The 20,068-nt window shown below is 51.9% G+C and carries 22 protein-coding genes; 13 read left to right on the top strand and 9 right to left on the bottom strand.

Going from position 1 to position 20,068, the window contains the following annotated elements:
• Both BHE85_RS10855 and rpmE read right to left on the bottom strand, forming a co-directional pair.
• Positions 1-210: hypothetical protein (locus BHE85_RS10855; protein WP_000015110.1), on the bottom strand; the 210-nt coding region annotated here is incomplete at its 3' end.
• Positions 211-369: 159 nt separating this feature from the next.
• Entirely contained in the window at positions 370-582 is a 213-nt protein-coding gene (gene rpmE, locus BHE85_RS10860; RefSeq protein WP_000710769.1) for a 50S ribosomal protein L31, read from the bottom strand.
• 202 nt (positions 583-784) lie between these two features.
• Here rpmE and priA point away from each other — a divergent pair, with 202 nt between their 5' ends.
• The 7 genes from priA (at position 785) to rraA (ending at position 8,750) form a co-directional block, all read left to right on the top strand.
• A complete protein-coding gene (gene priA, locus BHE85_RS10865; RefSeq protein WP_005009422.1) occupies positions 785-2,983 on the top strand; it encodes a primosomal protein N' in 2,199 nt (732 codons plus the stop codon).
• 155 nt (positions 2,984-3,138) lie between these two features.
• The gene (cytR, locus tag BHE85_RS10870) at positions 3,139-4,164 is read left to right on the top strand and encodes a DNA-binding transcriptional regulator CytR (protein ID WP_000644904.1); all 1,026 of its coding nucleotides are present in this window, start codon (positions 3,139-3,141) and stop codon (positions 4,162-4,164) included.
• Between the two features lie 91 nt (positions 4,165-4,255).
• Positions 4,256-5,215, top strand: a complete 960-nt coding sequence (gene ftsN, locus BHE85_RS10875; RefSeq protein ID WP_000068834.1) for a cell division protein FtsN — start codon at positions 4,256-4,258, stop codon at positions 5,213-5,215.
• Between the two features lie 92 nt (positions 5,216-5,307).
• Positions 5,308-5,838: an ATP-dependent protease subunit HslV gene (hslV, locus tag BHE85_RS10880; protein WP_000208242.1), complete on the top strand. Its 531-nt coding sequence runs from the start codon at positions 5,308-5,310 to the stop codon at positions 5,836-5,838.
• 9 nt (positions 5,839-5,847) lie between these two features.
• Complete coding sequence (hslU, locus tag BHE85_RS10885) at positions 5,848-7,179, top strand: HslU--HslV peptidase ATPase subunit (protein WP_001293341.1); 1,332 nt, start codon at positions 5,848-5,850, stop codon at positions 7,177-7,179.
• A 66-nt stretch (positions 7,180-7,245) separates the two neighbouring features.
• Positions 7,246-8,172 (top strand): 1,4-dihydroxy-2-naphthoate polyprenyltransferase, encoded by a 927-nt coding sequence (menA, locus tag BHE85_RS10890; protein ID WP_004987895.1) that lies wholly within the window; start codon positions 7,246-7,248, stop codon positions 8,170-8,172.
• Between the two features lie 92 nt (positions 8,173-8,264).
• Positions 8,265-8,750 (top strand): ribonuclease E activity regulator RraA, encoded by a 486-nt coding sequence (gene rraA / locus BHE85_RS10895; protein ID WP_000872908.1) that lies wholly within the window; start codon positions 8,265-8,267, stop codon positions 8,748-8,750.
• An 84-nt stretch (positions 8,751-8,834) separates the two neighbouring features.
• Here the strand turns inward: rraA and zapB are convergent, their stop codons facing one another.
• Positions 8,835-9,080, bottom strand: a complete 246-nt coding sequence (zapB, locus tag BHE85_RS10900; RefSeq protein WP_001296623.1) for a septal ring assembly protein ZapB — start codon at positions 9,078-9,080, stop codon at positions 8,835-8,837.
• A 425-nt stretch (positions 9,081-9,505) separates the two neighbouring features.
• Between zapB and glpF the strand changes: the two genes are divergently transcribed.
• The 4 genes from glpF (at position 9,506) to fpr (ending at position 13,870) form a co-directional block, all read left to right on the top strand.
• Positions 9,506-10,351, top strand: a complete 846-nt coding sequence (gene glpF, locus BHE85_RS10905; RefSeq protein WP_000084269.1) for a glycerol uptake facilitator protein GlpF — start codon at positions 9,506-9,508, stop codon at positions 10,349-10,351.
• Between the two features lie 22 nt (positions 10,352-10,373).
• The gene (gene glpK / locus BHE85_RS10910) at positions 10,374-11,882 is read left to right on the top strand and encodes a glycerol kinase GlpK (protein ID WP_000136788.1); all 1,509 of its coding nucleotides are present in this window, start codon (positions 10,374-10,376) and stop codon (positions 11,880-11,882) included.
• A gap of 134 nt (positions 11,883-12,016) precedes the next feature.
• Positions 12,017-13,027, top strand: a complete 1,011-nt coding sequence (gene glpX / locus BHE85_RS10915) for a class II fructose-bisphosphatase (protein WP_001250644.1) — start codon at positions 12,017-12,019, stop codon at positions 13,025-13,027.
• A gap of 96 nt (positions 13,028-13,123) precedes the next feature.
• Positions 13,124-13,870, top strand: coding sequence for a ferredoxin--NADP(+) reductase (gene fpr / locus BHE85_RS10920; RefSeq protein WP_000796320.1), 747 nt, complete (start codon positions 13,124-13,126; stop codon positions 13,868-13,870).
• Positions 13,871-13,874: 4 nt separating this feature from the next.
• Here the strand turns inward: fpr and uspD are convergent, their stop codons facing one another.
• From uspD to BHE85_RS10935, 3 genes are all read right to left on the bottom strand, one after another.
• Complete coding sequence (gene uspD / locus BHE85_RS10925) at positions 13,875-14,303, bottom strand: universal stress protein UspD (protein ID WP_000323556.1); 429 nt, start codon at positions 14,301-14,303, stop codon at positions 13,875-13,877.
• A gap of 26 nt (positions 14,304-14,329) precedes the next feature.
• Positions 14,330-14,629: a DUF406 domain-containing protein gene (locus BHE85_RS10930; protein WP_000655986.1), complete on the bottom strand. Its 300-nt coding sequence runs from the start codon at positions 14,627-14,629 to the stop codon at positions 14,330-14,332.
• A 211-nt stretch (positions 14,630-14,840) separates the two neighbouring features.
• The gene (locus BHE85_RS10935; protein WP_000155250.1) at positions 14,841-15,281 is read right to left on the bottom strand and encodes a DUF805 domain-containing protein; all 441 of its coding nucleotides are present in this window, start codon (positions 15,279-15,281) and stop codon (positions 14,841-14,843) included.
• Positions 15,282-15,381: 100 nt separating this feature from the next.
• Here BHE85_RS10935 and BHE85_RS10940 point away from each other — a divergent pair, with 100 nt between their 5' ends.
• Positions 15,382-15,981 carry a YiiQ family protein gene (locus BHE85_RS10940; protein ID WP_000802226.1) on the top strand — a complete coding sequence of 200 codons (600 nt, stop codon included), beginning with the start codon at positions 15,382-15,384 and terminating at the stop codon, positions 15,979-15,981.
• Positions 15,982-16,088: 107 nt separating this feature from the next.
• Complete coding sequence (gene tpiA / locus BHE85_RS10945; RefSeq protein ID WP_001216325.1) at positions 16,089-16,856, top strand: triose-phosphate isomerase; 768 nt, start codon at positions 16,089-16,091, stop codon at positions 16,854-16,856.
• Positions 16,857-16,910: 54 nt separating this feature from the next.
• Here tpiA and cdh read toward each other — a convergent pair whose 3' ends face one another.
• The 3 genes from cdh to pfkA all read right to left on the bottom strand — a co-directional run bounded on the left by cdh (position 16,911) and on the right by pfkA (position 20,044).
• Complete coding sequence (gene cdh / locus BHE85_RS10950; RefSeq protein WP_000708998.1) at positions 16,911-17,666, bottom strand: CDP-diacylglycerol diphosphatase; 756 nt, start codon at positions 17,664-17,666, stop codon at positions 16,911-16,913.
• Positions 17,667-17,772: 106 nt separating this feature from the next.
• On the bottom strand, positions 17,773-18,762 hold the full coding sequence (gene sbp, locus BHE85_RS10955) for a sulfate/thiosulfate ABC transporter substrate-binding protein Sbp (protein WP_001045699.1): 990 nt from the start codon (positions 18,760-18,762) through the stop codon (positions 17,773-17,775).
• 319 nt (positions 18,763-19,081) lie between these two features.
• Positions 19,082-20,044: a 6-phosphofructokinase gene (pfkA, locus tag BHE85_RS10960; RefSeq protein ID WP_000591795.1), complete on the bottom strand. Its 963-nt coding sequence runs from the start codon at positions 20,042-20,044 to the stop codon at positions 19,082-19,084.
• Positions 20,045-20,068: the final 24 nt, after the last annotated feature.

A 20,068-nucleotide genomic window follows, 5' to 3' on the forward strand; every position in this document is an offset into this window, starting at 1 on the left:
CAGCGGGCCGGGCAGGGCGATGTCGGTTTCACCGGGAAGGACCTTTGCACCGAGCAGCGGATTGACCGGATGGCCGGACGTCACCCCGCCGGGGCACACTGAACAGGCCACGCCGGTGGGAGCACCAATGCGCACCCCGGCTGAACCCTGAACAATGCTACCGCCATACTGCGTCATGTCGCCCTGACGCGCCGCCGGTTTTCCGCTCATCGTAAAATCCTTTTGAAATAAATAAGAACCAGAAGCCTAGCGCCAGTCAACAACAGGAAATGATAATGAGTTAACACCCCGGAATTTTTCAGAATTTATAAAAGGCAAAATTCAGGCACAAAAAAAGCGCCGTGCGGCGCTTTTTTCGGAAATCCGGTCTTATTTGCTGCCCGGGATGTTGAAACGCTTGTTGAAGCGGTCAACACGGCCACCGGTAGCAACATCACGCTGTTTGCCAGTGAAGAACGGGTGGCACTTGCTGCACACGTCGAGGTTCAGGTCATGACCAACAGTGGAGCGGATTTTCATTACGTTACCGCAAGAGCAGCTAGCAGTAATTTCTTCGTATTTCGGGTGAATATCTTTTTTCATGGGAAAACCTCGGTTTAAGGCCGCGTCGCTCTTCCAGCCCTAACGCCAGACACCACGCGATGTTAAAAGTATAGCTTCAATACGATCATTTCGTACGAAGGCGCGAAATCATACGGAAATTAACCAGCGTATGCAAACTGATCCGCACTCTTCTACGGCAATGTGTATACTAACCCACCGAATTTCAAGTCAGGATGATGCTATGCCCGTTGCCCACGTTGCCTTGCCCGTTCCGCTTCCTCGTACCTTTGACTATCTGCTGCCAGAAGGCATGACGGTTAAAGCCGGGTGTCGCGTGCGCGTGCCGTTTGGCAAACAGCAGGAGCGCATCGGGGTTGTGGTGTCAGTTAGCGATGTCAGTGAGCTGCCGCTTAACGAGCTGAAAGCGGTAGTGGAAGTGCTGGACGTTGAGCCGGTATTTACTCACTCCGTCTGGCGGTTACTGCTCTGGGCGGCAGATTACTATCATCATCCGATTGGCGATGTGCTGTTTCATGCCTTGCCGATTTTACTGCGCCAGGGGCGGCCTGCGGCGAACGCGCCGATGTGGTACTGGTTTGCCACTGAACAAGGCCAGGCGGTGGATCTGAACAGCCTGAAACGCTCCCCCAAGCAACAACAGGCGCTGGCGGCGTTACGGCAAGGCAAAATCTGGCGCGACCAGGTCGCCACGCTCGAATTTAATGATGCCGCGTTGCAGGCGCTACGCAAAAAAGGTCTGTGTGATTTAGCAAGTGAAACACCAGAGTTTAGCGACTGGCGAACGAACTATGCCGTTTCTGGTGAGCGGTTGCGATTGAATACCGAACAGGCCACCGCCGTTGGCGCAATTCATAGCGCGGCAGATACTTTTTCTGCCTGGCTGCTGGCGGGCGTTACCGGTTCCGGTAAAACGGAGGTTTATCTCAGTGTACTGGAAAACGTGCTCGCTCAGGGCAAACAGGCGCTGGTGATGGTGCCGGAAATCGGCCTGACACCGCAAACTATCGCCCGTTTTCGTGAACGTTTTAATGCCCCCGTGGAAGTTCTGCATTCCGGCCTGAACGACAGCGAGCGGCTTTCTGCGTGGTTGAAAGCGAAAAATGGCGAGGCGGCGATTGTGATCGGCACCCGCTCCGCGCTGTTTACGCCGTTTAAAAATCTCGGCGTGATTGTCATTGATGAAGAGCACGACAGCTCCTACAAGCAGCAGGAAGGCTGGCGCTATCATGCCCGCGACCTGGCGGTGTATCGTGCGCACAGCGAGCAAATCCCGATTATTCTTGGCTCCGCAACGCCCGCGCTGGAAACGTTATGCAACGTCCAGCAGAAAAAATACCGCCTGCTGCGCCTGACCCGTCGGGCAGGGAATGCTCGTCCGGCAATTCAACATGTGCTGGATTTAAAAGGTCAGAAGGTGCAGGCAGGTCTGGCTCCGGCGTTAATCACCCGTATGCGCCAGCATTTACAGGCCAACAATCAGGTTATCCTCTTTCTTAATCGTCGGGGTTTTGCGCCTGCGCTGCTGTGCCACGACTGCGGCTGGATAGCCGAATGCCCACGTTGCGATCACTACTACACGCTGCATCAGGCGCAACAGCATTTGCGCTGTCACCACTGTGACAGTCAGCGTCCGGTGCCGCGCCAGTGCCCTTCCTGCGGTTCCACGCACCTGGTCCCCGTGGGGCTGGGCACCGAACAGCTTGAACAGACGCTTGCGCCGATGTTCCCCGGCGTGCCCATTTCACGTATCGACCGCGATACCACCAGCCGCAAAGGGGCACTGGAACAGCAACTGGCGGAAGTGCATCGCGGCGGCGCGAGGATTTTGATCGGCACACAAATGCTGGCGAAAGGTCACCACTTTCCGGATGTGACGCTGGTGGCGTTACTGGATGTGGACGGCGCGCTGTTTTCTGCCGATTTTCGCTCGGCAGAACGTTTCGCCCAGCTTTACACCCAGGTCGCCGGTCGTGCCGGGCGTGCGGGTAAACAGGGCGAAGTGGTGCTGCAAACGCACCATCCGGAACATCCTCTGTTGCAAACGTTGCTCTATAAAGGCTACGACGCCTTTGCCGAACAGGCGCTGGCTGAGCGACGCATGATGCAGCTGCCGCCGTGGACCAGCCATGTGATTGTGCGTGCGGAAGATCATAACAATCAGCACGCGCCGCTGTTCCTGCAACAACTGCGTAATCTGATCCTTTCCAGCCCGCTGGCAGACGACAAACTGTGGATTCTCGGCCCGGTTCCGGCTCTGGCACCTAAGCGTGGTGGCCGCTGGCGCTGGCAGATCTTGTTGCAGCACCCTTCCCGCGTGCGCTTGCAACACATCATTAGTGGTACGCTGGCGCTTATTAATACAATACCGGATTCCCGCAAGGTGAAATGGGTGTTGGATGTCGATCCCATCGAAGGCTAATGCGCAAACGTTGCGAGGCGGATCGAAAAATTCAATATTCATCACACTTTTCATGAAAATTCTGTAACCGTTTTCACGCGCTATCTGCTAAAAATGTTGCCGATGTGAAGTAAACATGGATGTAGTACGCCTGACGTACCAGGCGAGGAGTGAGTGTGAAAGCGAAGAAGCAGGAAACTGCCGCGACCATGAAAGACGTTGCCCTCAAGGCAAAAGTCTCTACAGCGACTGTCTCCCGAGCATTAATGAATCCCGATAAAGTCTCCCAGGCCACCCGTAATCGGGTTGAAAAAGCGGCCCGGGAAGTGGGTTATTTACCGCAGCCTATGGGGCGCAACGTCAAGCGTAATGAATCCCGCACCATTCTGGTGATTGTCCCGGATATCTGCGATCCCTTCTTTAGCGAAATTATTCGCGGTATCGAAGTTACGGCGGCAAATCACGGATATCTGGTGCTGATTGGCGACTGTGCGCATCAAAATCAGCAGGAAAAAACCTTTATCGATTTGATCATCACCAAGCAAATTGATGGCATGTTGCTGCTGGGTTCAAGGCTGCCGTTTGATGCCAGCATTGAGGAACAGCGTAATCTGCCGCCGATGGTGATGGCGAACGAATTTGCACCGGAACTGGAGCTGCCTACCGTTCATATCGACAATCTGACCGCCGCATTTGATGCAGTAAATTATTTATATGAGCAAGGGCATAAACGGATTGGCTGTATAGCCGGTCCCGAAGAGATGCCACTGTGTCACTACCGCCTGCAAGGCTATGTTCAGGCGCTGCGTCGCTGCGGAATTATGGTTGATCCACAATACATCGCCCGTGGCGACTTCACCTTCGAAGCCGGAAGCAAAGCAATGCAACAGCTGCTTGATCTTCCACAACCGCCTACTGCAGTCTTCTGCCATAGCGATGTGATGGCGCTCGGCGCACTTTCTCAGGCAAAACGCCAGGGGCTGAAAGTCCCGGAAGACCTTTCCATAATCGGTTTTGATAACATCGACCTGACGCAATTTTGTGATCCGCCGCTGACAACCATCGCGCAGCCGCGTTACGAAATCGGTCGGGAAGCTATGCTGTTATTGCTTGATCAAATGCAGGGGCAACACGTTGGCAGTGGCTCTCGTTTAATGGACTGCGAACTTATCATCCGGGGATCAACACGCGCGTTACCTTAAAGTAAACCTTTAAGACTGCCGTGACTGGTCAAAGGCCCGCCGCTTAAGTAACATGGCGGGCTGACGAACGAATAAATACAGCGAAACGATAGTGGCACAACGAGATTATGTACGCCGCAGCCAACCGGCACCTTCGCGGCGAAAAAAGAGCACCTCACGGAAAAAGCAACGAAATCTGCCTGCGGTTTCTCCCGCTATGGTCGCTATTGCTGCCGCCGTTCTTGTGACCTTTATCGGTGGTCTGTACTTCATTACGCATCACAAGAAAGAAGAGTCCGAGACGCTGCAAAGCCAGAAAGTGACCGGAAACGGACTACCACCAAAACCAGAAGAACGCTGGCGCTACATTAAAGAGCTGGAAAGTCGCCAGCCGGGTGTGCGTGCGCCCACAGAACCTTCTGCCGGTGGTGAAGTGAAAACGCCGGAGCAACTGACACCAGAACAACGTCAGCTTCTTGAACAAATGCAGGCTGATATGCGCCAGCAGCCAACGCAGCTGGTTGAGGTTCCGTGGAATGAACAGACGCCGGAACAGCGTCAGCAAACGCTACAACGCCAGCGTCAGGCGCAGCAATTAGCGGAGCAGCAACGCCTGGCTCAGCAGTCGCGTACGACTGAACAAAGCTGGCAGCAGCAGACGCGTACGTCGCAAGCCGCGCCGGTACAGGCGCAACCGCGCCAGTCTAAACCAGCTTCTACTCAGCAGCCGTACCAGGATCTGCTGCAAACCCCTGCGCACACGACCGCGCAGTCGAAGCCGCAGCAAGCTGCACCGGTTGCTCGTGCCGCTGACGCGCCAAAACCGACGGCGGAGAAAAAAGACGAACGCCGCTGGATGGTGCAGTGCGGTTCGTTCAGAGGCGCGGAACAGGCAGAGACGGTACGTGCTCAGCTGGCGTTCGAAGGATTTGACTCGAAAATCACCACCAACAATGGCTGGAATCGTGTGGTCATTGGCCCGGTGAAAGGCAAAGAGAACGCAGACAGCACCCTCAATCGGTTGAAGATGGCGGGTCATACAAACTGCATTCGGCTCGCCGCCGGGGGTTGAAACCCTCAAAATCCCCCCCATCTATAATTGCATTATGCCTCGTACTTTTGTACGGGGTTTGTACTCTGTATTCGTAACCAAGGGGTCAGCTCGTGACAACTATAGTAAGCGTACGCCGTAACGGCCATGTGGTCATCGCTGGTGATGGTCAGGCCACGTTGGGCAATACCGTAATGAAAGGCAACGTGAAAAAGGTCCGCCGTCTGTACAACGACAAAGTCATCGCGGGCTTTGCGGGCGGTACTGCGGATGCTTTTACGCTGTTCGAACTGTTTGAACGTAAACTGGAAATGCATCAGGGCCATCTGGTTAAAGCCGCCGTTGAGCTGGCAAAAGACTGGCGTACCGATCGCATGCTGCGCAAACTTGAAGCACTGCTGGCAGTCGCGGATGAAACTGCATCGCTTATCATCACCGGTAACGGTGACGTGGTGCAGCCAGAAAACGATCTTATTGCTATCGGCTCCGGCGGCCCTTACGCCCAGGCTGCGGCGCGCGCGCTGTTAGAAAACACTGAACTTAGCGCCCGTGAAATTGCTGAAAAGGCGTTGGATATTGCAGGCGACATTTGCATCTATACCAACCATTTCCACACCATCGAAGAATTAAGCTACAAAGCGTAAGGATCTCCCATGTCTGAAATGACCCCACGCGAAATCGTCAGCGAACTGGATAAGCACATCATCGGCCAGGACAACGCCAAGCGTTCTGTGGCGATTGCTCTGCGTAACCGCTGGCGTCGCATGCAGCTCAACGAAGAGCTGCGCCATGAAGTGACCCCGAAAAATATCCTGATGATCGGCCCGACCGGTGTCGGTAAAACTGAAATCGCCCGTCGTCTGGCTAAGCTGGCGAATGCGCCGTTCATCAAAGTTGAAGCGACCAAATTCACCGAAGTGGGCTATGTCGGTAAGGAAGTGGATTCTATTATTCGCGATCTGACCGATGCCGCCGTGAAAATGGTACGCGTCCAGGCTATCGAGAAAAACCGTTATCGCGCTGAAGAACTGGCAGAAGAACGTATTCTCGACGTGCTGATCCCACCTGCTAAAAACAACTGGGGACAGACCGAACAGCAGCAGGAACCGTCCGCTGCTCGTCAGGCATTCCGCAAAAAACTGCGTGAAGGCCAGCTTGATGACAAAGAAATCGAGATCGATCTTGCCGCAGCACCGATGGGCGTTGAAATTATGGCTCCTCCAGGCATGGAAGAGATGACCAGCCAGCTGCAGTCCATGTTCCAGAACCTGGGCGGCCAGAAGCAAAAAGCGCGTAAGCTGAAAATCAAAGACGCCATGAAGCTGCTGATTGAAGAAGAAGCGGCGAAACTGGTGAACCCGGAAGAGCTGAAGCAAGACGCTATCGACGCTGTTGAGCAGCACGGGATCGTGTTTATCGACGAAATCGACAAAATCTGTAAGCGCGGCGAGTCTTCCGGTCCGGATGTTTCTCGTGAAGGCGTTCAGCGTGACCTGCTGCCGCTGGTAGAAGGTTGCACCGTTTCCACCAAACACGGGATGGTCAAAACTGACCACATTCTGTTTATCGCTTCTGGCGCGTTCCAGATTGCGAAACCGTCTGACCTAATCCCGGAACTGCAAGGTCGTCTGCCAATCCGCGTTGAACTGCAGGCACTGACCACCAGCGACTTCGAGCGTATTCTGACCGAGCCGAATGCCTCTATCACCGTGCAGTACAAAGCACTGATGGCGACTGAAGGCGTAAATATCGAGTTTACCGACTCCGGTATTAAACGCATCGCGGAAGCGGCATGGCAGGTGAACGAATCTACCGAAAACATCGGTGCTCGTCGTTTACACACTGTTCTGGAGCGTTTAATGGAAGAGATTTCCTACGACGCCAGCGATTTAAGCGGTCAAAATATCACTATTGACGCAGATTATGTGAGCAAACATCTGGATGCGTTGGTGGCAGATGAAGATCTGAGCCGTTTTATCCTATAATCGCGTTCAATCATTTTCATCATTGTTTGATGGGGCTGAAAGGCCCCATTTTTATTGGCGCGTATTATGACTGAACAACAAATTAGCCGAACTCAGGCGTGGCTGGAAAGTTTACGACCTAAAACCCTCCCCCTCGCCTTTGCTGCAATTATCGTCGGGACGGCGCTGGCATGGTGGCAAGGTCATTTTGATCCGCTGGTCGCCCTGCTGGCACTGATTACCGCCGGGCTATTACAGATCCTTTCTAACCTCGCCAATGATTACGGCGATGCGGTAAAAGGCAGCGATAGACCTGACCGCATTGGGCCGCTACGCGGCATGCAAAAAGGGGTCATTACCCAGCAAGAGATGAAACGGGCGCTCATTATTACCGTCGTGCTCATCTGTCTCTCCGGGCTGGCACTGGTTGCAGTGGCGTGCCATACGCTGGCTGATTTTGTCGGTTTCCTGATTCTTGGCGGGTTGTCGATCATTGCCGCTATCACCTACACCGTGGGCAATCGTCCTTATGGTTATATCGGTCTGGGGGATATTTCCGTACTGGTTTTCTTTGGCTGGTTAAGCGTCATGGGGAGCTGGTATTTACAGGCTCATACATTGATTCCGGCACTGATCCTTCCGGCGACCGCATGCGGCCTGCTGGCAACGGCAGTACTGAACATTAATAACCTGCGTGATATCAATAGCGACCGAGAAAACGGCAAAAACACGCTGGTGGTGCGCTTAGGTGAAGTGAACGCGCGTCGTTATCATGCCTGCCTGCTGATGGGCTCTCTGGTATGTCTGGCGCTGTTTAATCTCTTTTCGCTGCATAGCCTGTGGGGCTGGCTGTTCCTGCTGGCGGCACCGTTGCTGGTGAAGCAAGCCCGTTATGTGATGCGGGAAATGGACCCGGTGGCGATGCGACCGATGCTGGAACGCACTGTCAAGGGGGCGTTACTGACTAACCTGCTGTTTATTTTAGGGATATTCCTAAGCCAGTGGGCAGCATAACTGACAAATATCAATTAACAATTGATGATTTTGCCAACAGCCCACATAGCGCGATATACTGAAAATTCTCGCAGCAACTGAATGTTAAGCCTATGAAATACGATACTTCCGAGCTTTGTGACATCTATCAAGAAGATGTTAACGTCGTGGAACCGCTGTTCTCCAACTTTGGCGGACGGGCGTCGTTTGGCGGACAAATAATCACGGTAAAATGTTTCGAGGACAACGGGTTGCTGTACGATCTGCTCGAACAGAATGGCCGTGGTCGTGTTCTTGTCGTCGATGGCGGTGGTTCTGTTCGTCGCGCACTGGTCGATGCTGAACTGGCGCGTCTGGCAGTACAAAATGAATGGGAAGGTCTGGTTATTTACGGCGCGGTGCGTCAGGTAGATGACCTGGAAGAGTTGGATATCGGCATCCAGGCGATGGCGGCAATTCCGGTTGGTGCCGCTGGCGAAGGCATTGGCGAAAGCGATGTCCGCGTCAATTTTGGCGGTGTAACCTTCTTCTCCGGCGACCATCTTTATGCCGACAATACCGGGATTATTCTTTCAGAAGATCCGCTGGATATTGAATGATAAGAAAGGCACCGCAAGGTGCCTTTTTTCTGCGTTACCTGTTGGCCTACACAGTAAAGAAATTACGCGAAAGATGAAGCGTAATCAGACCTCTTCCATGCGACCCAGCAGGGCCTGCAGACGTTCCTGCCAGCCGTTCTGCTGTTCTTTCAGATGGTTGTTCTCACGCTCCAGCTCTTCGCGCTGATGCTGGGCATTTTGAACTTCCTGCGACAGTGAGTTGTTTTTTTCTTTCAGCTCTTCGATTTCCATCTGCAACAGAGTGATGGTATCAATCGCCTGCTGTACTTTTGCTTCCAGTTTCTCAAACACTTCTAATGACATTGTCATACCTCTCCTGAATTGCAAGGCGTTGATGGATAAAAAATCCTCGTCCCGATTACCGGTGACGCCTTAATAAATACGAGCGCACTTTAGTTAGCTCCGATTGTATGAAGCCGCGCCATCGCTGTCCAGCGGCACGCCTTGCAGATTACGGTTTGCCACACTTTTCATCCTTCTCCTGGTGACATAATCCACATCAATCGAAAATGTTAATAAATTTGTTGCGCGAATGATCTAACAAACATGCATCATGTACAATCAGATGGAATAAATGGCGCGATAACGCTCATTTTATGACGAAGCACACACATTTTAAGTTCGATATTTCTCGTTTTTGCTCGTTAACGATAAGTTAACAGCATGCCTACAAGCATCGTGGAGGTCCGTGACTTTCACGCATACAACAAACATTAACTCTTCAGGATCCGATTATGAGTCAAACATCAACCTTGAAAGGCCAGTGCATTGCTGAATTCCTCGGTACCGGGTTGTTGATTTTTTTCGGTGTGGGTTGCGTTGCAGCACTAAAAGTCGCTGGTGCGTCTTTTGGTCAGTGGGAAATCAGTGTCATTTGGGGACTGGGGGTGGCAATGGCTATCTACCTGACCGCAGGGGTTTCCGGCGCGCATCTTAATCCCGCTGTTACCATTGCATTGTGGCTGTTTGCCTGTTTCGACAAGCGCAAAGTTATTCCTTTTATCGTTTCACAAGTTGCCGGCGCTTTCTGTGCTGCGGCTTTAGTTTACGGGCTTTACTACAATTTATTTTTCGACTTCGAGCAGACTCATCACATTGTTCGCGGCAGCGTTGAAAGTGTTGATCTGGCAGGCACTTTCTCTACTTACCCTAATCCTCATATCAATTTTGTGCAGGCTTTCGCAGTTGAGATGGTGATTACCGCTATTCTGATGGGGCTGATCCTGGCGTTAACGGACGATGGCAACGGTGTACCACGCGGCCCTTTGGCTCCCTTGCTGATTGGTCTACTGATTGCGGTCATTGGCGCATCTATGGGCCCATTGACGGGTTTTGCCATGAACCCAGCGCGTGACTTCGGTCCGAAAGTCTTTGCCTGGCTGGCGGGCTGGGGCAATGTCGCCTTTACCGGCGGCAGAGACATTCCTTACTTCCTGGTGCCGCTTTTTGGCCCTATCGTTGGCGCGATTGTAGGTGCATTTGCCTACCGCAAACTGATTGGTCGCCATTTGCCTTGCGATATCTGTGTTGTGAAAGAAAAGGAAACCACAACTCCTTCAGAACAAAAAGCTTCGCTGTAATATGACTACGGGACAATTAAACATGACTGAAAAAAAATATATCGTTGCGCTCGACCAGGGCACCACCAGCTCCCGCGCGGTCGTAATGGATCACGATGCCAATATCATTAGCGTGTCGCAGCGCGAATTTGAGCAAATCTACCCAAAACCAGGTTGGGTAGAACACGACCCAATGGAAATCTGGGCCACCCAAAGCTCCACGCTGGTAGAAGTGCTGGCGAAAGCCGATATCAGTTCCGATCAAATTGCAGCTATCGGTATTACGAACCAGCGTGAAACCACTATTGTCTGGGAAAAAGAAACCGGCAAGCCTATCTATAACGCCATTGTCTGGCAGTGCCGTCGTACCGCAGAAATCTGCGAGCATTTAAAACGTGACGGTTTAGAAGATTATATCCGCAGCAATACCGGTCTGGTGATTGACCCGTACTTTTCTGGCACCAAAGTGAAGTGGATCCTCGACCATGTGGAAGGCTCTCGCGAGCGTGCACGTCGTGGTGAATTGCTGTTTGGTACGGTTGATACGTGGCTTATCTGGAAAATGACTCAGGGCCGTGTCCATGTGACCGATTACACCAACGCCTCTCGTACCATGTTGTTCAACATCCATACCCTGGACTGGGACGACAAAATGCTGGAAGTGCTGGATATTCCGCGCGAGATGCTGCCAGAAGTGCGTCGTTCTTCCGAAGTATACGGTCAGACTAACATTGGCGGCAAAGGCGGCACGCGTATTCCAATCTCCGGGATCGCCGGTGACCAGCAGGCCGCGCTGTTTGGTCAGTTGTGCGTGAAAGAAGGGATGGCGAAGAACACCTATGGCACTGGCTGCTTTATGCTGATGAACACTGGCGAGAAAGCGGTGAAATCAGAAAACGGCCTGCTGACCACCATCGCCTGCGGCCCGACTGGCGAAGTGAACTATGCGTTGGAAGGTGCGGTGTTTATGGCAGGCGCATCCATTCAGTGGCTGCGCGATGAGATGAAGTTGATTAACGACGCCTACGATTCCGAATATTTCGCCACCAAAGTGCAAAACACCAATGGTGTGTATGTGGTTCCGGCATTTACCGGGCTGGGTGCGCCGTACTGGGACCCGTATGCGCGCGGGGCGATTTTCGGTCTAACTCGTGGGGTGAACGCTAACCACATTATACGCGCGACGCTGGAGTCTATTGCTTATCAGACGCGTGACGTGCTGGAAGCGATGCAGGCCGACTCTGGTATCCGTCTGCACGCCCTGCGCGTGGATGGTGGCGCAGTAGCAAACAATTTCCTGATGCAGTTCCAGTCCGATATTCTCGGCACCCGCGTTGAGCGCCCGGAAGTGCGCGAAGTCACCGCATTGGGTGCGGCCTATCTCGCAGGCCTGGCGGTTGGCTTCTGGCAGAACCTCGACGAGCTGCAAGAGAAAGCGGTGATTGAGCGCGAGTTCCGTCCAGGCATCGAAACCACTGAGCGTAATTACCGTTACGCAGGCTGGAAAAAAGCGGTCAAACGCGCGATGGCGTGGGAAGAACACGACGAGTAATGTAAATGCCGGATGAAGCGTTTATGCCGCATCCGGTAGTCCTGAAACGTGCGGGGGCAACCCCGCACACATCAATAATCCCACCCTTCCCCTGTGCTACACTTCGCGCCATTCCTTACTGCTTAGAGTTTGCTATGAGACGAGAACTTGCCATCGAATTTTCCCGCGTCACCGAATCTGCGGCGCTGGCTGGCTACAAATGGTTAGGACGCGGCGATAAAAACACCGCGGACGGCGCGGCGGTAAACGCCATGCGTATTATGCTCAACCAGGTCAACATTGACGGCACCATCGTCATTGGTGAAGGTGAAATCGACGAAGCACCGATGCTCTACATTGGTGAAAAAGTCGGTACTGGTCGCGGCGACGCGGTAGATATTGCTGTTGATCCGATTGAAGGCACGCGCATGACGGCGATGGGCCAGGCTAACGCGCTGGCGGTGCTGGCAGTAGGCGATAAAGGCTGCTTCCTCAATGCGCCGGATATGTATATGGAGAAGCTGATTGTCGGGCCGGGAGCCAAAGGCACCATTGATCTGAACCTGCCGCTGGCGGATAACCTGCGCAATGTAGCGGCGGCGCTCGGCAAACCGTTGAGCGAACTGACGGTAACGATTCTAGCTAAACCACGCCACGATGCCGTTATCGCTGAAATGCAGCAACTCGGCGTACGCGTATTTGCTATTCCGGATGGCGACGTTGCGGCCTCAATTCTCACCTGTATGCCAGACAGCGAAGTTGACGTGCTGTACGGTATTGGTGGCGCGCCGGAAGGCGTAGTTTCTGCGGCGGTGATCCGCGCATTAGATGGCGACATGAACGGTCGTCTGCTGGCGCGTCATGACGTCAAAGGCGACAACGAAGAGAATCGTCGCATTGGCGAGCAGGAGCTGGCACGCTGCAAAGCGATGGGCATCGAAGCCGGTAAAGTATTGCGCCTGGGCGATATGGCGCGCAGCGATAACGTCATCTTCTCTGCCACCGGTATTACCAAAGGCGATCTGCTGGAAGGCATTAGCCGCAAAGGCAATATCGCGACTACCGAAACGCTGCTGATCCGCGGCAAGTCACGCACCATTCGCCGCATTCAGTCCATCCACTATCTGGATCGCAAAGACCCGGAAATGCAGGTGCACATCCTCTGATTGATTTGATCGATTGAGCCTTCCAGTCCTTCGGGACTGGAATTTTTTTGTTCGGAGAACGAAGATAAGGCAAGTCAATCAAAACAGGAGAAAAACATGGCTGATTGGGTAACAGGCAAAGTCACTAAAGTGCAGAACTGGACCGACGCCCTGTTTAGTCTCACCGTTCACGCCCCCGTGCTTCCGTTTACCGCCGGGCAATTCACCAAGCTTGGCCTTGAAATCGACGGCGAACGCGTCCAGCGCGCCTACTCCTATGTTAACTCGCCCGATAATCCCGATCTGGAGTTTTACCTGGTCACCGTCCCCGATGGCAAATTAAGCCCACGATTGGCGGCACTGAAACCAGGCGATGAAGTGCAGGTGGTTAGCGAAGCAGCTGGCTTCTTTGTTCTGGATGAAGTACCAGATTGCGAAACGCTATGGATGCTGGCAACCGGTACAGCGATTGGCCCTTATTTATCGATTCTGCAACTAGGCAAAGATTTAGATCGCTTCAAAAATCTGGTCCTGGTTCACGCCGCACGTTATGCCGCCGACTTAAGCTATTTGCCACTGATGCAAGAACTGGAAAAACGCTACGAAGGCAAACTGCGCATTCAGACGGTGGTCAGTCGGGAAACGGCAGCGGGGTCGCTCACCGGACGGATACCGGCATTAATTGAAAGTGGGGAACTGGAAAGCGCGATTGGCCTGCCGATGAATAAAGAAACCAGCCATGTGATGCTGTGCGGCAATCCACAGATGGTGCGCGATACACAACAGTTGCTGAAAGAGACCCGGCAGATGACGAAACATTTACGTCGCCGACCGGGCCATATGACAGCGGAGCATTACTGGTAAGCGGTTACTTATCGATAAACGGCACGATGAGCAAATCCGCACTCATCTTATTGATCATCCCGCGATATGCTGGCATCAAACGGTTGATAAATGAGTGATGATGACCACAGACAAGGAGGTCGCACTGCTCTTTTTGCATAATTTCCAGCAGTGTTTCCGGCATTTCTCCGCGTTCAATACGCAGTTTTGTCTTCGGCCATTGAATATTTTTCGTCAGTTTATACAGCTTGTTATCCGACTTATTCTTCAACAATTGAAGAATATCTTCTGTTGCAGGGAAGTAGATACCCGGATACAACTCGCTTAAGCCATCATCAATATGAATTAACGTCAGGTGAGCGTCATTATGTCTGGCGAGCTCCAGAGCTTTATTCACCAGTAAGGCATCTTCTTCATTCCCGGAAATTGCCACGCCAATGTGTTTATAAGCCATGTTTAACTCCTTCTAAAGCAACTCCATCAAGCTAACGAACGCAGTGATAACTCAAAAATAATCATCTCGGCCTGGCATGAGAAAGTGAAGGCCGCATCAAGCTCAACTTGCCCCTCCAGATCCTTAATCTTGTAGGCCACGCTGGCCCCTTCATCTGCAGAGGATGCAGCGGCGGCAAGCTCTTTCAGTTTGGTCATAAAAGACTCTGCTTCTTCGCGGGTGGCAAAAAAGCGCGAAAACTTACTGGTACAGTTGTCGTTATCAATCACCGTACCGATATCAATCGCACATCCTTTAGTACTGCATTTATCTACGACATCTTTCATAGGGCACCTCTGTATATTCGCCTCTCTGTCGATTACGACTTAAGAATAATGCGCCGTTAAGGGAAGAACAAACAAGTAATGATCTTATGGATTACCATTTTTTTTGATATTGCTTAAGGTGAAGAGTTCAGAAGGATTTTCCGGGTATTGTCATTTGCATCGTGGAAATAACAATCCCGGAAAAAAATAGCAGTAAGAGATATATTAAAGGTTAATTACTTGATTTATTGTCGGCTTTATACTTCACATCCTGAGTATCTTTACCATATTTATTTTCGCCTTGTGTGCCAACAAACGCACCAAGATCGATAAGCATCATCACCAGAATCAACGTCGGGACAAAACACCCCACCGCCCATTGCCAGACACCCGGTAAAATCGCCCAGTTACCCGCCAGCAGCATCCACGCCACAATCATCAGAAATGCCCATGCGCCGGAACGCCCGCGATCATGCAAGCGCTTAACAGTTACTGCCGCTGTTGGCCAAAGCAAGCACACAAGGCAAAACGCCGCGGTCTGAATATCGAGTAAATTTTTACCCGCCAGTGAGAAAAGCACCAGCATGCCTGCGAACCACAGGCCTATCCAAATCCAGAAATCACGGCGTCCAATACGCCCTTTAAATGAGAATAACCATTGCTGTATGGTCATGTAAGTTCCTTGATGGTTGTCTTTTCCAGGATTCTACCCTTTTGACAAGGGCGACAGATATCGTTTTAATCGGAGCCAGTCATAACAAAAGGTACTGTCAATGAAGCCAGGGTGTACGCTGTTTTTTCTCTTATGTTCTGCATTAACCGTTACAACAACGGCGCATGCACAAACACCAGATACGGCAACGACCGCGCCTTATCTGCTGGCTGGAGCCCCTACTTTCGATCTCTCCATCAGCCAGTTTCGAGAAGACTTTAACAGCCAGAATCCTAGCCTGCCACTGAACGAATTTCGTGCCATCGACAGCAGTCCCGACAAAGCCAATCTCACTCGTGCTGCAAGTAAAATTAACGAGAACTTGTATGCTTCTACAGCGCTGGAGCGCGGTACCTTAAAAATCAAAAGCATTCAAATGACCTGGCTACCCATCCAGGGGCCAGAGCAAAAAGCAGCGAAAGCGAAAGCTCAGGAATACATGGCAGCAGTGATCCGCACACTCACCCCATTAATGACCAAAACACAAAGCCAGAAAAAACTGCAGTCGCTGCTAACGGCGGGGAAAAACAAACGTTATTACACCGAGACAGAAGGTGCACTGCGTTATGTTGTCGCGGACAACGGCGAAAAGGGGCTGACCTTCGCTGTTGAACCGATTAAGCTGGCGCTATCTGAATCGCTTGAAGGTTTGAATAAATGACAAAAAGCAAAGCCTTTGTGCCGATGAATCTCTATACTGTTTCACAGACCTGCTGCCCTGCGGGGCGGCCATCTTCCTTTATTCGCTTATAAGCGTGGAGAATTAAAATGCGACATCCTTTAGTGATGGGTAACTGGAAACTGAACGGCAGCCGCCACATGGTTCACGAGCTGGTTTCTAACCTGCGTAAAGAGCTGGCAGGTGTTGCTGGCTGTGCGGTTGCAATCGCACCACCGGAAATGTACATCGATATGGCGAAGCGCGAAGCTGAAGGCAGCCACATCATGCTGGGTGCGCAAAACGTGGACCTGAACCTGTCCGGCGCATTCACCGGTGAAACCTCTGCTGCTATGCTGAAAGACATCGGCGCACAGTACATCATCATCGGCCACTCTGAACGTCGTACTTACCACAAAGAGTCTGACGAACTGATCGCGAAAAAATTCGCGGTGCTGAAAGAGCAGGGTCTGACTCCGGTTCTGTGCATCGGTGAAACCGAAGCTGAAAACGAAGCGGGCAAAACTGAAGAAGTTTGCGCACGTCAGATCGACGCGGTACTGAAAACTCAGGGTGCTGCGGCATTCGAAGGTGCGGTTATCGCTTACGAACCTGTATGGGCAATCGGTACTGGCAAATCTGCAACTCCGGCTCAGGCACAGGCTGTTCACAAATTCATCCGTGACCACATCGCTAAAGTTGACGCTAACATCGCTGAACAAGTGATCATTCAGTACGGCGGCTCTGTAAACGCGTCTAACGCTGCAGAACTGTTTGCTCAGCCAGACATCGACGGCGCGCTGGTTGGCGGTGCGTCTCTGAAAGCTGACGCTTTCGCAGTAATCGTTAAAGCTGCAGAAGCGGCTAAACAGGCTTAAGTCTGACAGGTGCCGGATTTCATATCCGGCACTTACTTTCCTTAACTCTTCGCCTTAACGCAAAATCTCACACTGATGATCCTGAATTTCCTCGGCTGAAGCACGGTTAAGCGTCAGTAGATTTCGTTGTGTCGCCAGCAATACAAATGAGTTATCACTCTGCCGTACCATCGCCAGCCCGTAGCTTCCCATATGTTCCCGCGCCTCAGGTACTTCTTCTGCCAGCATCATAAATGGGCTGCGTTGTACCAGTTCGCTTTCCGTTACCCGACGCGCCAGGTATTCATGCCCGCGCAAACCACCTGGCAGTGGCAACCAGCGGCTGCTGATGTTCGCCAGATTGTTATCCAGTTGTTCGCGCACATCAGGACGAATACAAGAGATATGAATATGAAAATGGTTTTGCGTACGCCCGGTGCGGGAGTTGATCGCCAAAGAAACCGCGCGATCGGGAACCGGCTGGCCGTACTTTTTGCTCATAAAATCACGCGCCTGCCAGGCCAACCAAAAGAAGTTCGGCGTTGAAGGATCGGTCAACAAAGGACTTTCAGTACCGTTAATACGATACGTTGGCATCAACAGATATTGCAGTGGGCCATTAAGATCTTTTAAAACCACGTATCCGGCATTGGGTTTGACTTCCGCACATGGCGAAGGATTTTGATTTTGCTGCTGATTGGGCAAACATTCCTCAAGGACAATCTTACGTAATGTATCCGACTCTTCACCGGTTAATTTCCAGTAACCAATACCGGCAGCCACAACGGCGATAACTATCATCACCAAAAAAAGAAGACCCGCTTTTTTCATCTTTTTTTCCCTGTACCTCAAAGAGATGCAAGGGTAACGCAAAATCGTGACAAATAAAAAACCCGGTCGCGAGAAACCACCGGGTTTGATAATTATCCTGGGGAAATCAGCGTTTGCTGATCTGATCGAACGTACCGCCGTTAGCAAAATGCTCTTTTTGCGCTTTCGTCCAGCCGCCGAACTCTTCATCAATGGTGAATAACTTCAGCTTTGGAAACGCATTTTCGTACTTTTTCGCTACTTCAGCGTCGCGCGGACGGTAGTAGTTTTTCGCGGCAATTTCCTGACCTTCTGGCGAGTAGAGATATTTCAGGTAGGCTTCCGCCACCTCTTTGGTGCCTTTTTTCTCGACCACTTTATCGACCACCGACACGGTTGGCTCTGCGAGGATAGACTCACTCGGCGTGACGATTTCGAATTTATCTTTCCCCAGTTCATTCGCTGCCAGCAGAGCTTCGTTTTCCCAGGCGATCAGTACATCGCCAATCCCGCGCTCGACAAAGGTGTTAGTGGAGCCGCGCGCGCCAGAATCCAGAACTTCGACGTTTTTATACAGTGCCCGAACAAAATCCTGTGCTTTTGCCTGATCGTTGTTGTTGTGATGCAGCGCGTAGCCCCAGGCAGCCAGGTAGTTCCAGCGTGCGCCACCAGAGCTTTTCGGATTAGGCGTGATCACCGAAACACCCGGTTTAATCAGATCGTTCCAGTCATGGATCTGCTTCGGATTGCCCTTACGCACCAGGAAAACAATGGTGGAAGTGTACGGTGCGGAGTTATCCGGCAGACGTTTGATCCACTCTTTATCAATCCGCCCGCGTTCCGCAATTGCGTCCACGTCATAGGCCAGAGCCAGCGTGACAACATCAGCTTCAATACCGTTGATTACCGACGTCGCTTGTTTACCTGAACCACCGTGTGACTGACGCATCACCACGTTATCACCAGTTTGCTGTTTCCAGTGGGCGCTGAATGCCTTGTTGTACTGTTCGTACAATTCGCGCGTTGGATCATATGAAACGTTAAGAAGCTGAATATCCTTTGCCATAACGCTGGTTGCCGCCAGCAAAAATGTTAACCCTACGCCCCACTTGTTCATCGCCCGACTCTCTTATGTTGTGTTGTGATGAGCAAAGCGTGCCAGAAGGTTAACCAAACATTAAAGAATAAAAAAAGATTGGCTATAACTTGCGGGTATATGTTGAGGGATTAAAAAGGCGGAAGAAATCCGCCTCATATTGCTGACAAAGTGCGCTTTGTCCATGCCGGATGCGGCGCGAACGCCTTATCCGGCCTACAAAAGTTTGCAAATTCAATAAATTGCAGAATTCATGTAGGCCTGATAAGCGAAGCGCATCAGGCATTTTTGCTTCTGTCATCGGTTTCAGGCTAAAGGAATCTGCCTTTTTCCGAAATCATTAATACAGTTTTTTCGCGCAGTCCAGCCAGTCACCTTTGAACGGACGCTTCATGTTTTCGATAGCGTCGATGATGTCGTGGTGAACCAGCTGTTCGTTCTGGATACCTACACAACGACCGCCGTAACCTGCCAGCAGCAGATCGATAGCGTAAGCGCCCATACGGGAAGCCAGAATACGGTCGTAAGGCACCGGAGAACCACCGCGCTGGATGTGGCCCAGCACAGTTGCGCGGGTTTCACGACCTGTTTCTTTCTCGATGAAATGCGCCAGTTCGTCAACATCACACATATGTTCGGTAATCGCCACGATCGCGTGTTTTTTACCTTTCGCGATACCCGCTTTGATTTCGTTTACCAGGTCTTCACGGCTGAATTCAACTTCCGGAACCACAACGAATTCACAGCCACCGGCAATGGCCGCAGCCAACGTCAGATCGCCACAATAACGGCCCATCACTTCCACCACGGAAATACGCTGGTGAGAAGAAGAGGTGTCACGCAGACGGTCGATCGCTTCTACAACGGTGCTCAGCGCAGTGAAGAAACCGATAGTGTAGTCAGTGCCTTTGATGTCGTTGTCGATAGTGCCCGGCAGACCGATGCACGGGAAGCCCATTTCGGTCAGACGCATTGCACCCATGTAGGAACCGTCACCGCCGATAACCACCAGCGCGTCGATACCACGTTTTTTCAGGTTTTCGATAGCCACGGCGCGGATGTTCTCGTCGCGGAATTCCGGGAAACGCGCAGAACCGAGGAACGTACCGCCACGGTTGATCATGTCAGACACGCTGTAACGGTCTAGCTGTACCATACGGTCTTCATACAGACCCAGATAGCCGTCATAAATACCCATTACTTCCAGACCTTCTGTCAGCGCAGAACGAACAACCCCGCGAATTGCGGCGTTCATGCCTGGCGCATCACCGCCGCTTGTCAACACACCGATTTTCTTAATCATGACTACCTCTGAACTTTGGAATGC

The organism is Shigella sp. FC1567, from assembly GCF_001743015.1.
Taxonomy (GTDB): Bacteria; Pseudomonadota; Gammaproteobacteria; order Enterobacterales; family Enterobacteriaceae; genus Escherichia; species Escherichia coli.

What these genes read in the sequence shown, in the direction of transcription:
- BHE85_RS10935 (WP_000155250.1), bottom strand. Translation starts at nt 15,281, where the DNA reads ATGACCATACAGCAATGGTTATTCTCATTTAAAGGGCGTATTGGACGC.
- cdh (WP_000708998.1), bottom strand. Translation starts at nt 17,666, where the DNA reads ATGAAAAAAGCGGGTCTTCTTTTTTTGGTGATGATAGTTATCGCCGTT.
- rraA (WP_000872908.1), top strand. Translation starts at nt 8,265, where the DNA reads ATGAAATACGATACTTCCGAGCTTTGTGACATCTATCAAGAAGATGTT.
- glpK (WP_000136788.1), top strand. Translation starts at nt 10,374, where the DNA reads ATGACTGAAAAAAAATATATCGTTGCGCTCGACCAGGGCACCACCAGC.
- rpmE (WP_000710769.1), bottom strand. Translation starts at nt 582, where the DNA reads ATGAAAAAAGATATTCACCCGAAATACGAAGAAATTACTGCTAGCTGC.
- fpr (WP_000796320.1), top strand. Translation starts at nt 13,124, where the DNA reads ATGGCTGATTGGGTAACAGGCAAAGTCACTAAAGTGCAGAACTGGACC.
- pfkA (WP_000591795.1), bottom strand. Translation starts at nt 20,044, where the DNA reads ATGATTAAGAAAATCGGTGTGTTGACAAGCGGCGGTGATGCGCCAGGC.
- glpX (WP_001250644.1), top strand. Translation starts at nt 12,017, where the DNA reads ATGAGACGAGAACTTGCCATCGAATTTTCCCGCGTCACCGAATCTGCG.
- BHE85_RS10930 (WP_000655986.1), bottom strand. Translation starts at nt 14,629, where the DNA reads ATGAAAGATGTCGTAGATAAATGCAGTACTAAAGGATGTGCGATTGAT.
- glpF (WP_000084269.1), top strand. Translation starts at nt 9,506, where the DNA reads ATGAGTCAAACATCAACCTTGAAAGGCCAGTGCATTGCTGAATTCCTC.
- zapB (WP_001296623.1), bottom strand. Translation starts at nt 9,080, where the DNA reads ATGACAATGTCATTAGAAGTGTTTGAGAAACTGGAAGCAAAAGTACAG.
- sbp (WP_001045699.1), bottom strand. Translation starts at nt 18,762, where the DNA reads ATGAACAAGTGGGGCGTAGGGTTAACATTTTTGCTGGCGGCAACCAGC.
- tpiA (WP_001216325.1), top strand. Translation starts at nt 16,089, where the DNA reads ATGCGACATCCTTTAGTGATGGGTAACTGGAAACTGAACGGCAGCCGC.
- priA (WP_005009422.1), top strand. Translation starts at nt 785, where the DNA reads ATGCCCGTTGCCCACGTTGCCTTGCCCGTTCCGCTTCCTCGTACCTTT.
- uspD (WP_000323556.1), bottom strand. Translation starts at nt 14,303, where the DNA reads ATGGCTTATAAACACATTGGCGTGGCAATTTCCGGGAATGAAGAAGAT.
- BHE85_RS10940 (WP_000802226.1), top strand. Translation starts at nt 15,382, where the DNA reads ATGAAGCCAGGGTGTACGCTGTTTTTTCTCTTATGTTCTGCATTAACC.
- menA (WP_004987895.1), top strand. Translation starts at nt 7,246, where the DNA reads ATGACTGAACAACAAATTAGCCGAACTCAGGCGTGGCTGGAAAGTTTA.
- hslU (WP_001293341.1), top strand. Translation starts at nt 5,848, where the DNA reads ATGTCTGAAATGACCCCACGCGAAATCGTCAGCGAACTGGATAAGCAC.